Consider the following 14271-nt stretch of genomic DNA (forward strand, 5'->3'; position numbering starts at 1 on the left):
AGACGTGCTGGCGGTACTGGAGTCAGGTCGTGCTGGCGATGCTGGAGTCAGGTCGTGGATGCCGTACGGGCGTTAAGTCGTATGTGCGGTACGGCGCTGGACGAGCACGGCGGCGACGATGATCGCGCCCTTGGCGATCTGCTGGACGTCGCTCTGCAGGTTGTTCAGGGCGAAGATGTTGGTGATCGTGGTGAAGATCAGGACGCCGAGCACCGAGCCGACGATGGTGCCGCGCCCGCCGCTGAGCAGCGTGCCGCCGATGATCGCCGCGGCGATGGCGTCGAGTTCGTAGAGGTTGCCGTTGGTGTTCTGGCCCGAACCGGACAGCACGACCAGCAGGAAGGCGGCGATACCGCAGCACAGCCCGGAGAGCAGATACAGGTACAGCCGCTGCCGGCGTACGTCGATACCCGCGAGCCGGGCCGCCTCCGCGTTGCCGCCGACGGCCACCGTGCGCCGCCCGAAGGTGGTGCGGTTGAGCAGCAGCCAGCCGATGACGGTGACCACCGCGAAGACCATGACAAGCGGCGGGATGCCCAGGATGTAGGCGTCGCGCCCGCCGAGGTCGAGCACGCTCTGGACGGTCACGACCTGAGTGCTGCCGTCGGTGATCTGCAGGGCGAGTCCGCGGGCTGAGGCGAGCATGGCGAGTGTCGCGATGAACGGGACCATGGCGCCGTACGCGATCAGCATGCCGTTCACCAGTCCGCAGCCCACGCCGACGATCACCGAGGTGAAGAGGATGCCGATGAACCCGAACTCCTGGGTGGCCACGGTCGTGGCCCATACGGAGGCGAGCGCGACGATCGCGCCGACGGACAGGTCGATGCCGCCGGAGACGATGACGAAGGTCATGCCGACGGTGACGACACCGATGACCGAGGCCTGGGTGAGGACGAGTTGGAGGTTGCGGGTGTCGAGGAACTGGTCGGGCTTGGTGATGCCGCCGATGATGATCAGGGCGGCGAGTACGCCGAGCAGTGAGAGGGTGCGGACGTCGGCGCGGGCGGTGAGTGCCCGCCAGGGGTTGGGTCCCTCCACCGGCGACACTTTCGGGGTGTCACCGCGGGGCGGTGATGCGTGCTGCGTCATGACGCCGGAGTTCCTTCCATGACGAGGTCGAGTACGCGGTGTTCGTCGAGCTCCCGGGCGGGCGCCGTATGCACGACGTGGCCCTCGCGGAGCACCAGGACGCGGTCGGCGAGCCCGAGGACTTCGGGGACTTCGCTGGAGACCATGAGCACGGCCAGGCCTTCGTCGGCGAGGCGGCGGATGACGGCGTACAGCTCGGCGCGGGCGCCGACGTCGACGCCGCGGGTGGGCTCGTCGAGCAGCAGCACCCGGCAGCCGCGCAGCAGCCAGCGGGCCAGTACGGCCTTCTGCTGGTTGCCGCCGGAGAGGGTGCGCACGGGCACGGAGGGGTTGTCGGGCCGCAGCGACAGCTCGCGCGTGGCCTTGAGGGCCGCTTCCCGCTCGCCGCTCCGGTCCAGCCAACCCCCGTACGAGAAGCGGGACATGGAGGACACGGACACGTTCCGCGTGACGGACTCCAGCATCAGCAGGGCCTGCGCCTTGCGCTCCTCGGGGGCGAGTCCGAGTCCGGCGCGGACGGCGTCCCGTACGCTGCCCGGCTTCAAACGCCTTCCCCCGACAAGGACTTGACCTGCCGTCGGCTTGCGCGCGCCGTAGATGGTCTCCAGGATCTCGGAGCGTCCGGAGCCGACGAGTCCGGCGAGGCCGACGATCTCGCCGGGCCGGAGCGTGAGGTCGAGGGGCGCGAACTCCCCTTCGCGGGCAAGGCCTTTGACCTCGAGTACCGGATCCGGGAGCGCGTCGTGCACCGGCCGGTCGGGGAAGACGTACTCCACGTTCCGCCCCGTCATCAGCGCCACGACCTCGCGCGTCGGCGTCGACTTCGCGGGCAGCCCACCGGCCACGGCCCGACCGTCCTTGAGGACCGTGACGCGGTCGCCGATGCGGCGGATCTCCTCCAGGCGGTGCGAGATGTAGACGACGGCCACGCCGTCGGCGGTGAGATCGCCGACGATACGGAAGAGGTTGTCGACCTCGTCGGGGTCGAGCGCGGCGGACGGCTCGTCCATGACGATGAGGCGTACGTCGTGGGAGAGCGCCCGCGCCATCGAGACGATCTGCTGGTGGGCGGCGGACAGGTCACCGACGAGACGGGCCGGATCGATCTCCGGGTGCCCAAGTCGCTTGAGCAGAGCGGCGGTTGAAGCACGCGCGCCCTTGCGTCGTACGACGAAACCGGCGGCCGTCGGCTCATGGCCCAGGTAGACGTTCTCGGCCACCGACAGGCCCTCCACCAGGTCGAGTTCCTGGTAGATGGTGGCGATACCGAGGCGCATGGCGGCGATCGGCGAGCGGAGGGTGACAGGGTCGCCGCGCCAGGTGATGGTGCCGTCGTCGGGCTGGTGGGCACCGGCCAGCACCTTGATGAGGGTGGACTTCCCGGCGCCGTTCTGGCCGAGCAGACAGTGCACCTCGCCGGGCTGGACGTCGAGGTCGACGCCGTCGAGCGCGCGGACGCCGGGGAACGACTTGGTGATCCCGGACATGGTGAGCAGCGGTGGTTCGGATGCCATGACGGTTCCCCTTGGCGGGCGTGCGGGCCGGTTCAGGGCAGGGCGGGGTAGGGCAGGGGCGGTGCTGGGTGCTGAGCTGGGGTGATGCAGGGTGCTGTGTCGGAGCGGTGCAGGGTGTCGTACGGGTGGCTCTACGTGGCGCTGGTGAGCGCTGCGTGCGGCCCTGATGGAGCGTGAGGTGCGACGTTCGTGAGCTGACCGTGCGGCTCTGCTGGTGAGCTTGACGTGCTGCGTTAAGCGGGTGAGAACAGGTGGTCGCTGATGAGCCGGGCCGCACCGATGACTCCGGCGGTGGGGCCCAACTCCCCCAGAACGATCGGGAGGTTGCCGGTCGCGAGGGGCAGCGACTGGCGGTAGACCTGGGTACGGATCGCGGCGAGCAGGGTGTGGCCGAGGCCGGTCACCCCGCCGCCGATCACCACCAGGCCGGGGTTGAAGAAGCTGACGAGTCCGGCGATGACCTGGCCGGTGCGGAAGCCACCCTCGCGGATCAGATCGAGCGCGGTGGTGTCGCCCGCGACGGCCGCGGCGGCGACGTCGACGGCGCTGAGGCTGCCGTTCGTCTCCAAGCGGCTCGACAGTTCCGGCGACAGCCCCTGCTGGGCGGCTTCCGTGGCGTCGCGGGCGAGCGCGGCGCCGCTGAAGTGGGCTTCCAGGCAGCCCCGGTTGCCGCAGGCGCACTGCCGGCCGTCCGGTACCGCGAGGATGTGGCCGATGTCGCCGGCACTGCCCGTCGTACCGCGGTAGACCCCACCGCCGACGACGATGCCACAGCCGATACCGGTGCCGATCTTGACGCAGAGGAAGTCGCCCACGGAGCGTGCGACGCCCGCGTGCTGCTCCCCCATGGCCATCAGGTTCACGTCGTTGTCGACCATGACGGGGCAGCCGAGGTCCTGGCTCAGGGCCTCGCGCACCGGGAACCCGTCCCAGCCCGGCATGATCGGCGGGGCGACCGGGACACCCTCGGGGAAACGGACGGGTCCTGGTACGCCGATACCGGCGCCGTCGAATCCTTCCGCGAGCCCCGAGGCCTTCAACTTCGCTGCCATGGACAGGACTTGCTCGAAGACCGCGACCGGGCCCTCGCGTACGTCCATGGGCTGGTTGATGTGTCCGAGCACCTCCAGCTCGGCGTTGGTGACGGCCACATCGATCGACGTCGCGCCGATGTCCACGCCGAGGAAGCGCAGAGCGGGCGCGAGCCGGATGTTGTGGGACCGGCGGCCACCGCGCGAGGCGGCGAGTCCGTCGGCCACCACGAGCCCCGTCTCCAGGAGACGCTCGACCTCCACGGCCAGCTTGGACCGCGAGAGATCGACCCGGTCGCCCAGCTGGGCACGGGAGTTGGGCCCGTCGTCACGCAACAGCTTGAGCAGCCGCGCCTGGTGGGCGTTCGCGGGTCGCGCCGTCATACGTCTCACGAGCCCCTCCCCGCCTCATCGGCACAGCTTCGTCGTGCTTTCGAGGGGAACGTAGCAGCGGTTGCCGGGGGTGGGAAGAAGTTGAGCGGTAATTAGTGCTCGCTTTTTCCACTCACAGGACAAAGAGTGGCCGACGGTGGCTCCGAGACCACCCTGAGGAGCGCAGGGCCGCCCACCCGAATCGCTGGCGTTATCGGGGCCTGAGCACACAGAACTCATGACCGTCGGGATCGGCCATCACCACCCAGGGGACCTCACCCTGGCCGATGTCGACGCGAGTCGCCCCGAGGGAGACGAGACGCTCGACCTCCGCCTGCTGATCACCGCCGACCGGTGGAGCGAGGTCGAAGTGCAGCCGGTACTTCCCCGTCTTCGGCATCAGCGGCGGACCGCCCCACGTGACCTTCGGACCGCCGTGCGGCGAGCGGATCGCGGTCTCCTGGTCCTGGTCCCAGACCAGCGGCCAGCCCAGCGCCCGGCTCCAGAAGTACCCGACCTCCTGCGAACCGTCGCAGGCGAGCGCTCCGATGAATCCGCAGTCGGCAAGGAAGTTGTTGCCCGGCTCGATGACGCAGAACTCATTGCCCTCTGGGTCGGCGAGCACCACATGCCCCTCCTCCGGGCGCTGACCGATGTCGATGTGCCGGGCCCCGAGCCGGAGCGCCTTCGCCACGGTCTGCTGCTGGTCGTCAAGGGACGTGCTCGTCAGATCGAAGTGCATCTGGTTCTGGCCGGTCTTCTGCTCCTGGGTCGGAAGGAACCGCATCCGGAACCCGGTGTCATCGCTCGGCAGGAGCAGGATGCCTTCGGAGAAGTCATCGGACATTTCCCAGCCCAGGAAGTCGGCCCAGAAGCGCGCGAGGCGGAGCGGGTCGTTCGCGTCGAAGCAGAGCGCGTGCAGGTGAGAAGTCATCCGCACAGCCAAAGCGCCGGGAAACCGCCACGCAACGCGATTTTGGACGGGCGCCGGGGGCGACGAACCCCGTCGGTGCCACCTCTTGCCGGTGTACTCACGGTCTCCGTTACCTCAGGGGTAATCGACGCTCGCCCAGTGTCCGGCCAGGCTGGTGACGTACTGCCCGCTGCCGTCCCGCTCGGAGGGATTCCGTCTTGCTCGAGAAGCCGTCCCCAGTCCCCGAAGACCCGCTCGCCGCCGTGCCGTTCGCGATCCGGCTCGGCATCAGCCTGGAAAAGGCGGAGCCGGACCGCGTCGCGGGCACGCTGTTGTGGGCACCGGAGTTGTGCACGGCCGGCGGTGTCCTGCACGGCGGGGCGCTGATGACGCTCGCCGACACGACCGGCGCGGTGTGCGCGTTCCTCAACCTGCCGCCGGGCGCTGCCACGTCGACCGTCGAGTCCAAGACCAACTTCTTCCGCGCCGTCCGCTCGGGCCACGCCCGCGCCGAGTCCCGGCCATTGCACGTGGGCCGCTCGTTCGTCGTCGTCCAGACGGATCTGTACGACGCTGACGGGCGGCCGGCGGGACAGACCACACAGACGCAGGCGGTACTGGGCGGCAGGTGAGACGCGAGGTGCCACCGCCCCGTGGGAACGCGCGGGCGCTACGCCCGCTCGCGCGCGTGATACGTCCGACGCGTGTGCTCCGTGTGGGCCCGCATGACCTCCGTAGCGCGCTGCTCGTCGCGGGCCGAGATCGCCGCGATGAGTTCGCGGTGTTCGATCCAGGACTGGTGACCGCGCTGCCGGGCAACCGGCGTGTAGTACCAGCGAACCCGGCGGTCGACCTGCGCCGCGAGCTCCGCGAGGACCGCGTTGCCCGCCAGCTCCATGACCTTCGCGTGGAAGCGGGCGTTCATCGCGACCGCGCCGTCCACGTCGTCGGCGTCCACCGCCCGCTCGCCCTCGGCGCACAGCTCCTCCAGGGCGCTGATGCCGGCGCTGCCCGCGGCAGCCGCGGCGAGCCGGGCCGCCTCGGCCTCCAGGAGCGTACGGACCGTGAGGAGCTGGTCCGCCTCCTCCTCCGTCGGCTCGTGCACGAACGCGCCCTGCGCGGGCCGCAGATCGACCCACCCCTCGGTGTTCAGCCGCTGCAACGCCTCGCGTACGGGCTGCCGGGAGACCCCGAGATGCCCGGCGAGCTCGCTCTCGACCAGGTGCTGGCCTGGCTGCAGGGCACGCGTCGTGATGAGCTCGAGGAGCGCCTCGTACACACGGTCCCTGAGCGGTCCCGGACGTTCGAGCTTGGGTACCGCCCCCGGCGGCAGTCCTGTCGACAACATCACGGTCCCCCTCCTGAGCAACGGCAGCGCGCAGCCGGAAAGCCAAGGCCAGCCACCAATGCCAGCCAGTATCAATTGTCTTTCGTCTACAGTCTACGGCGCACAGCGGCCAGGGCCAGGGGGAGTTGGACTCGTCACACGACGGCGAACCCGCACGTCACGGGCAGCGGACGACCTGTCCCGCGTACGACAGATTGCCGCCGAAGCCGAAGAGCAGCACCGGGTCGCCGGTCGAGATCTCCCCGCGTTCGACGAGCTTCGAGAAGGCGAGCGGGATGCTCGCCGCGGAGGTGTTGCCGGACTCGGCGACGTCGCGGGCGACGACGGCGTTCACGGCGCCGATCTTCTCGGCGAGCGGCTCGATGATGCGCAGGTTCGCCTGGTGGAGCACGACCGCGGAGAGGTCCTCGGGTTCCAGTCCGGCCCGCTCGCAGGCCTTGCGCGCGATGGGCGGAAGCTGGGTGGTGGCCCACCGGTAGACGCTCTGCCCCTCCTGCGCGAACCGCGCAGGCGTGCCCTCGATCCGTACCGCGTTCCCCATCTCGGGCACGGAACCCCACAGAACCGGCCCGATACCGACCTCCTCCGAGGCCTCGACCACCGCGGCCCCCGCTCCGTCCCCGACGAGTACGCAGCTCGTACGGTCCGTCCAGTCCGCCACATCGGACATCTTGTCGGCGCCGATGACCAGCACCCGGCTCGCGCCCCCGGCGCGTACGGCGTGATCGGCGGTGGCCAGTGCGTGCGTGAAGCCCGCGCAGACGACGTTGAGGTCCATCACGGCCGGGGAGGGGATGCCGAGGCGGGCGGCGACCCGGGCGGCCATGTTCGGCGAGCGGTCGATCGCCGTGGAGGTCGCCACCAGGACCAGATCTATGTCGCCGGGAGCGAGTCCGGCCGCCGCGAGCGCCTTGGCGGCGGCATGCGCGGCCAGCTCGTCGACCGGTTCGTCGGGCCCGGCGATGTGCCGTGTGCGGATGCCCACCCGGCTCCTGATCCACTCGTCGCTGGTGTCGACCAGACCCGCCAGGTCCTCGTTGGTGAGCACCTTGGCGGGCTGGTAGTGGCCGACAGCGACGATGCGTGAGCCGATCATGGGCGGTCCCCCTCATTGCCTGGGTGTATGACCCACCAGTCTGATCAGGTACTCACCGGTATGAGGACACGTAAAGCCACAGGAAAGCGGCTTCAGCCTTGTCGCCTTTTGTTGAACGCTCGGACACCCGAGCATTCACCCCGTGAACAGCTGCGTCGCCTTCCGCACCAGTTCGTACAGGCCATAGGCGAGCGGCACCCCCACCCACACCCAGGAAAAGGCGATCAGCCCACGGCGGCCGGGCGGCGTGCTGGCCGGTGCGCTAGGCGGACTGCTGTCGCTCGTGGACATCTTCGGCCTCCTTCGGGGCGGGAACGTGGTGGCGGGCATGGACGGGGCGTACGAGTTCGTTGGCGACGAAGCCGATGGCCAGCAGCCCGATCATGATGATCAGCGACGTTCCGTACAGGGCCTCACCGGACTTGCCCGCCTCTTCCTGCCGGTCCGCGATCCAGTTGACGATCAGCGGTCCGAGGACTCCGGCGGTCGACCAGGCGGTGAGCAGCCGGCCGTGGATCGCGCCGACCTGGTAGGTGCCGAAGAGGTCCTTCAGATAGGCGGGGATGGTCGCGAAGCCGCCTCCGTAGAAGGAGAGGATCACCAGCGCGCAGACGATGAACAGCGGCTTCGAGGAGTCCCCCACCCACGCGATCAGCGCGTACATCAGCGCGCCCGCACCCAGATACAGGCGGTAGATGTTCTTGCGCCCGACCAGGTCGGACGTCGACGACCAGACGATACGGCCCGCCATGTTGGCCGCCGAGAGCAGCGCGACGAAACCGGCCGCCGCCGATGCCGAGACCGGTGTCGAGGTGTCCGCGAAGAAGTCCGTGATCATCGGGGCGGCCTTCTCCAGGATGCCGATGCCCGCGGTCACGTTCATGCAGAGGATGATCCACAGGCACCAGAACTGCGGGGTGCGCACGGCGTTGCGCGCCGAGACCTGCACGCCCTCGTATGCACTCGGCCCGGAGGCGACCGGCTTCTCGCTGCGCGGCACCCGCACCAGCAGCACGCCGAGCAGCATGAACACGGCGTACGACAGCCCGTGTACGAGGAACGCGAGCGCGATCCCCGAGTTGTCGGAGCCGAACGACTCCAGCATCTGCGCGGACCACGGCGAGGCGATCAACGCGCCACCACCGAAGCCCATGATGGCGATGCCGGTGGCCATGCCCGGCCTGTCCGGGAACCACTTGATGAGCGTCGAGACGGGCGAGATGTATCCGATGCCGAGACCGATCCCGCCGACGAAGCCATAGCCGAAGACGATCAGCCAGTACTGCTCGGTGGCGGCCCCGAGCGCGGAGAGCAGGAAGCCCGACGAGAAGCAGATCAGAGCCACAGTCATCGCCCAGCGCGGCCCGTTCCGCTCGACGAGCGTGCCACCGAACGCGGCGGACAACCCGAGCATGACGATGCCGAGTTGGAAGGGCAGCGCGCTCTGCGTGCCGCTGAGATCGAGCGCGGACTCCAGAGGCGGTTTGAACACGGACCAGGCGTATGCCTGCCCGATGGAGAGATGAACCGAAAGTGCGGCCGGCGGAACCAGCCAGCGGCTCCAGCCTGGCGGGGCTATGGGGGGACTCATGATCCCGAACGATAGGAATCCGGCGCCCAGTTGGGAAGTCGGCCGGCCCGAACTCGTCGACGGTATGCGATGAACGGTATGCCGCACGCGACGAACGGTCGCAGAGCCCTTGCCGCCCCAACCCCCATACTGTAGACAATATTCCGTCGACAGATTTCGGCACCACAGTCACCTCCCTCCGCGGTATCCCTCAACCGAACGGAGACCCCAAGTGAAAGTGGCAGTTCTGGGCGCCGGTGCGATCGGCGCCTACGTCGGTGCCGCACTGCATCGCGCCGGCGCCGACGTACATCTCATTGCCCGTGGACCGCATCTGGCGGCCATGAGGCAGCACGGAGTTCAAGTGCTCAGCCCGCGCGGGGACTTCACCGCTCGGGCCCACGTCACCGACGACCCGGCCGAGGTCGGCCCCGCCGACTTCGTCTTCCTGGGGCTGAAGGCCAACTCGTACGCGGCGTGCGGGCCGCTGATCGAGCCTCTCCTTCACGACACGACGGCGGTGGTCGCCGCGCAGAACGGCATCCCCTGGTGGTACTTCCACCGGCACGGCGGCCCGTACGACGGCCATCGCGTGGAGAGCGTGGACCCGGACGGCGCGGTCAGTGCGGTGCTCGCGCCCGAACGGGCCGTCGGGTGCGTGGTGTATGCCGCAACTGAGCTGGCAGGACCGGGAGTTGTACGCCATCTCGAAGGCACCCGGTTCTCCATCGGCGAACCCGACCGCTCGGTGTCGGCGCGGTGCACCGCGTTCAGCGAGGCCATGCGAGCGGGCGGGCTCAAGTGCCCGATCGAGCCCGACCTGCGCAACGACATCTGGCTCAAACTGCTCGGCAACATCTCCTTCAACCCGATCAGCGCCCTCGCCCGCGCGACCATGCGGCAGATGTGCCTGCACGGCGGCACCCGCAGGGTCATCGAGATCATGATGACCGAGACGCTCTCCGTCGCCCGGGCGCTGGGCTGCGAGGTCGGGGTCTCCATCGAACGGCGGCTGGCCGGCGCCGAGCGCGTCGGCGATCACCGCACCTCGACCCTTCAGGACCTGGAGCGCGGCAAACCGCTCGAACTCGACGTACTCCTCGCCGCCGTCGTCGAGTTGGCGGAGATCACCGGGGTCGAGGTGCCGACACTCCGCACCGTCCACGCCATCTCGGATCTGCTCGCATTGAGGACCGCCGCATGAGCCGTATGAGTCGCCTGAGCCACACCAGCCGTACCAGCAAACGCGACCGAACTCCCAAGACGTACACCCGACTTACTCATCCACTCGTCCGCGACTCACGCGACGAGCCCTTCCGGCAGGCGACCTGGGACGAGGCGCTGGACCGCGCCGCCCGCGGGCTGTCCGCCGCCCGTGGCGCGTTCGGGATGTTCTCCTGCGCCCGCGCGACCAACGAAATGAACTACGTGGCGCAGAAGTTCGCGCGCGTCGTCATGGGCACCAACAACGTCGACTCCTGCAACCGCACCTGCCACGCCCCCAGCGTCGCGGGCCTCTCGGCCGCGTTCGGCTCGGGCGGCGGAACGTCGTCGTACGGGGAGGTCGAGCACACCGACCTCATCGTGATGTGGGGCTCCAACGCCCGTTTCGCCCACCCGATCTTCTTCCAGCACGTCCTGAAGGGGATACGGAACGGGGCACGGATGTACGCGGTCGACCCGCGCCGCACCTCCACGGCCGAGTGGGCGGAGAGCTGGCTCGGCCTGAACGTCGGCACGGACATCCCGATGGCGCACGCGATCGGCCGCGAGATCATCCAAGCAGGCCTTGCGAACGAGGCCTTCATCGAGCGGGCGACCACCGGCTTCGAGGAGTACAAGCAACTCGTCGAGCCCTGGACGCTGTCGCTCGCCGAGAAGGTGACGGGCGTACCGGCCGCCGCCATACGGGAGTTGGCGCACGCGTACGCCCGCGCCGAGCGCGCCCAGCTGTGCTGGACGCTCGGCATCACCGAGCACCACAACGGCACGGACAACGTACGCGCCCTCATCAACCTGTCCCTGCTGACGGGTCATGTGGGGCGCTACGGCTCGGGATTGCAGCCCCTGCGCGGCCAGAACAACGTGCAGGGCGGCGGCGACATGGGGGCGATTCCCAATCGCCTCCCCGGTTTCCAGGACATCCTGAATCCGACGGTCCGGCTGAAGTTCGAGTCCGCCTGGGACACCGTCATCCAGCCGCACTATGGGCTGAACCTGACGGAGATGTTCGAGGCCATGGAGGAGGGCACGCTCCGCGCCGTCTACTGCATCGGCGAGAACCCCGCCCAGTCCGAAGCCGACACCGACCAAGCGATACGACGCCTGCGGGCCCTGGACTTCCTCGTGGTACAGGACATCTTCCTCACGAAGACCGCCGAGCTGGCGGACGTGGTACTGCCCGCGACTGTGGGGTGGGCCGAGACGGACGGTACGACGACCAACAGCGAGCGACGAGTTCAGCGCGTACGAGCCGCCGTCACTCCGCCCGGCGAGGCCCGCGAGGACATCGACATCCTCTGCGAGCTGGCGGCCCGGCTCGGCCACGACTGGAAGTACGCGGACTCCGAGGCCGTATGGAACGAACTGCGCTCGGTGTCGCCGGACCACTACGGGATGACGTACGAACGCCTGGAGGAGCACCAGGGCATCCAGTGGCCGTGCCCGGACACGGACCGGCTCGAACCGACGTACCTGCACGGGCGGTTGTGGGACGCGGATCCGGCCCGGCGCGGCCGTCTCGCCCCCTTCGGGCTCGTCCAGCACGATCCGCCGGTCGATCTGACGGACGAGGAGTACCCGATCCGGCTGACCACCGGGCGACGGCTCGACTCGTACAACACCGGTGTGCAGAGCGGCGGTTTCGCTTCGCCGCTGCGGCGCGGGGAGTACGTCGAGCTGTGTCCGGAGGACGCGGAGCGCTACGGGGTTGTGGTGGGCGAGGAGGTCCAGGTGTCGTCGCGGCGCGGTGCCGTGGTGGCGCCGGTGTGGGTCGATCCCGCGCTGCGGCCCGGGCTCGCCTTCATGACCATGCACTTTCCCGACGAGGTGGACACCAACCAGCTGACGATCGAGGCGAATTGCCCGATCGCGGGGACGGCTGAGTTCAAGGCGTCGGCGATCCGGATCGACAAGCTTCCGGTTGCGACTCAGGTGAGGTGATCTGGTGGATCTGCACTTCGGTGACAGCAAGCCGACGGACGAGGAACGGGCGGCCGTCGATGCGCTGCTCGGGCCGCCCGAGTCGTCGTGGGAGGGGGCGGATCGGTCCGACGCCGATTTGAGGTGGGCGCGTGGGGGGCGGGTGGCGCGGGAGCGTCGGGATCTGCTGTTGCCGGGGTTGCACGCGATCAACGATCGCGTGGGGTGGATCAGCGAGGGTGCGCTGTCCTATCTGTGCCGGCGGCTGACTGTGCCGCCTGCGGAGGCGTATGGCGTGGCCACGTTCTACGCCATGTTTTCGGTGCGGCCGCGGGCTGGGACGGTGGTGCATGTGTGCACGGATATCGCGTGCGCGGCTGTGGGGACGGCGGAGTTGTGCGCCGGGGTCGAGGCGCGGTTGGGGGTCGGGAACGGGGTTTCCGTGGAGCGGAGTCCGTGTCTGGGGTTGTGTGAGCGGGCGCCGGCGGCGTTGGTGGTGCGGGCGGGGGCGCCTGCGGCGGGCTTTTTCCCCACCCCGCCCCTTCCCGAAACTGGGGCTTCGCCCCAGACCCCTTCGGGGCTCCGCCCCGGACCCCGTTTCGGGGGCCAGCCCCCGAACCCCCGCTCCTCAAACTCCCCCAGCTACCGCTGGGGGGACCCTCAAGGGGCTGATCTTTCAGCCCGTCCGGCGCTTGAGGACGAGGCCGTTCAGGCCGATCGGGGGTCTAGGGGCGAAGCCCCAGGGTCGGGTATGGGAAGGGGCGGCGGGGGCGCTGCATCCAATAGCGGCTCCGCCGCGGGCCTACGGGCCACAGCCGTCGCCGCCCCCGCCACCGTCGAGTCCACCGTCCTCGCGGCCACCACACCCGGCTCAGCCCCCGAGGAGCCACCCGCCTCGGTGGCCGTACCCCAAGCAGGCCAGAGCAACCTGATCCTGCTGCGACGGGTCGGCGCCGTCGACCCAGCCTCCCTCGACGACTACCGAGCCCACGACGGCTACACCGCCCTGCGGCGGGCCTTCACCCTCGGCCCCGCCACCGTCATCCGCGAGGTCACCGACGCCGGCCTAGTAGGCCGAGGCGGCGCCGCCTTCCCCACCGGCCGCAAATGGCAGGCCACGGCCGCCCAGCCCGACCACCCCCACTACCTCGTCTGCAACGCCGACGAATCCGAACCGGGCACCTTCAAAGACCGCGTGATCATGGAAGGCGACCCGTACTCCCTCGTAGAGGCGATGACAATCGCGGCGTACGCGACCGGCGCCCACAAGGGCTACCTGTACCTACGCGGCGAATACCCCCGCGCCCTCGACCGCATGGAACACGCCATCGCCCAGGCCCGCACCCGCGGCCTCCTCGGCGACGACATCCTCGGCCACGGCTACGCCTTCGACATCGAAATCCGCCGCGGCGCAGGCGCGTACATCTGCGGCGAGGAGACCGCCCTCTTCAACTCCATAGAGGGCTACAGAGGAGAGCCCCGCTCAAAACCCCCCTTCCCCGTAGAGAAGGGTTTGTTCGGCAAACCCACTGCCGAGAACAACGTCGAGACACTGGTCAACGTGCTGCCGATCCTAACGATGGGAGCACAGGCGTACGCGGCGATCGGCACCGGGAAATCCACCGGCCCCAAGCTGTTCTGCGTATCAGGAAGCGTGGACCGTCCCGGCATCTACGAGCTCCCGTTCGGCGCGACACTCGGCGAACTGCTCGACTTGGCAGGCGTACGTAAACGATTGCGCGCTGTCCTCCTCGGCGGCGCGGCCGGCGGCTTCGTACGCCCCGACGAGCTGGACATCCCGCTCACCTTCGAGGGCACGAGGGAGGCCGGCACGACGCTCGGCTCGGGGGTCGTGATGACCTTCGACGACACGGTTCCCCTTCCCCGCCTGCTGCTCCGTATCGCCGAGTTCTTCCGCGACGAGTCGTGCGGCCAATGCGTGCCGTGCCGGGTCGGGACCGTACGGCAGGAGGAGGCGCTGCACCGGATCGTCGAGCGCACGGGCGCGGACGCGGCCGACGACATCGCCCTGCTCCGGGAGGTCGGCCGCGCCATGCGCGACGCCTCGATCTGCGGTCTCGGGCAGACCGCGTGGAACGCCGTGGAATCCGCCATCGACCGCTTGGGGGCGTACGAATGACCGCGACCTGCCGCAGCACAGGAGCCGGCACAGGAGCCGGCACAGGAGCCGCCG

General features: G+C 69.3%; 11 protein-coding genes and 1 pseudogene. 4 read left to right on the plus strand and 8 right to left on the minus strand.

Going from position 1 to position 14271, the window contains the following annotated elements; all coding sequences use genetic code 11:
- Window positions 1-72: 72 nt before the first annotated feature.
- The 4 genes from OHT21_RS07830 to OHT21_RS07845 all read right to left on the minus strand — a co-directional run bounded on the left by OHT21_RS07830 (window position 73) and on the right by OHT21_RS07845 (window position 4943).
- A complete protein-coding gene (locus OHT21_RS07830; protein ID WP_328767525.1) occupies window positions 73-1092 on the minus strand; it encodes an ABC transporter permease in 1020 nt (339 codons plus the stop codon).
- Window positions 1089-2606: a sugar ABC transporter ATP-binding protein gene (locus tag OHT21_RS07835; protein WP_328767526.1), complete on the minus strand. Its 1518-nt coding sequence runs from the start codon at window positions 2604-2606 to the stop codon at window positions 1089-1091. The genes OHT21_RS07830 and OHT21_RS07835 overlap by 4 nt, the downstream gene beginning before the upstream one ends.
- A gap of 233 nt (window positions 2607-2839) precedes the next feature.
- Window positions 2840-4021 (minus strand): ROK family transcriptional regulator, encoded by a 1182-nt coding sequence (locus OHT21_RS07840; RefSeq protein ID WP_328773990.1) that lies wholly within the window; start codon window positions 4019-4021, stop codon window positions 2840-2842.
- 199 nt (window positions 4022-4220) lie between these two features.
- Window positions 4221-4943, minus strand: coding sequence for a VOC family protein (locus tag OHT21_RS07845; RefSeq protein ID WP_328767527.1), 723 nt, complete (start codon window positions 4941-4943; stop codon window positions 4221-4223).
- Between the two features lie 197 nt (window positions 4944-5140).
- Here OHT21_RS07845 and OHT21_RS07850 point away from each other — a divergent pair, with 197 nt between their 5' ends.
- Window positions 5141-5554, plus strand: a complete 414-nt coding sequence (locus OHT21_RS07850; RefSeq protein WP_328767528.1) for a PaaI family thioesterase — start codon at window positions 5141-5143, stop codon at window positions 5552-5554.
- Between the two features lie 38 nt (window positions 5555-5592).
- On the opposite strand, the gene OHT21_RS07855 is transcribed toward OHT21_RS07850, so the two are convergent.
- The 4 genes from OHT21_RS07855 to OHT21_RS07870 form a co-directional block, all read right to left on the minus strand.
- The gene (locus OHT21_RS07855; RefSeq protein WP_328773991.1) at window positions 5593-6270 is read right to left on the minus strand and encodes a GntR family transcriptional regulator; all 678 of its coding nucleotides are present in this window, start codon (window positions 6268-6270) and stop codon (window positions 5593-5595) included.
- Between the two features lie 157 nt (window positions 6271-6427).
- On the minus strand, window positions 6428-7366 hold the full coding sequence (locus OHT21_RS07860; protein ID WP_328767529.1) for a beta-ketoacyl-ACP synthase III: 939 nt from the start codon (window positions 7364-7366) through the stop codon (window positions 6428-6430).
- A 135-nt stretch (window positions 7367-7501) separates the two neighbouring features.
- Entirely contained in the window at window positions 7502-7657 is a 156-nt protein-coding gene (locus tag OHT21_RS07865; RefSeq protein ID WP_328767530.1) for an MFS transporter small subunit, read from the minus strand.
- Complete coding sequence (locus tag OHT21_RS07870) at window positions 7629-8957, minus strand: OFA family MFS transporter (RefSeq protein ID WP_328767531.1); 1329 nt, start codon at window positions 8955-8957, stop codon at window positions 7629-7631. Before OHT21_RS07870 ends, OHT21_RS07865 begins: the two co-directional genes overlap by 29 nt.
- Before the next feature lie 211 nt (window positions 8958-9168).
- Between OHT21_RS07870 and OHT21_RS07875 the strand changes: the two genes are divergently transcribed.
- The 3 genes and pseudogenes from OHT21_RS07875 (at window position 9169) to OHT21_RS07885 (ending at window position 14217) form a co-directional block, all read left to right on the plus strand.
- Window positions 9169-10140, plus strand: a complete 972-nt coding sequence (locus tag OHT21_RS07875; protein WP_328767532.1) for a 2-dehydropantoate 2-reductase — start codon at window positions 9169-9171, stop codon at window positions 10138-10140.
- 5 nt (window positions 10141-10145) lie between these two features.
- Window positions 10146-12098 carry a molybdopterin oxidoreductase family protein gene (locus OHT21_RS07880; protein WP_328773992.1) on the plus strand — a complete coding sequence of 651 codons (1953 nt, stop codon included), beginning with the start codon at window positions 10146-10148 and terminating at the stop codon, window positions 12096-12098.
- Between the two features lie 4 nt (window positions 12099-12102).
- Window positions 12103-14217, plus strand: a pseudogene (locus tag OHT21_RS07885) (NAD(P)H-dependent oxidoreductase subunit E).
- The last annotated feature ends 54 nt before the right edge of the window (window positions 14218-14271 follow it).

This window comes from Streptomyces sp. NBC_00286 (assembly GCF_036173125.1).
In the GTDB taxonomy this organism is placed as follows: Bacteria; Actinomycetota; Actinomycetes; order Streptomycetales; family Streptomycetaceae; genus Streptomyces.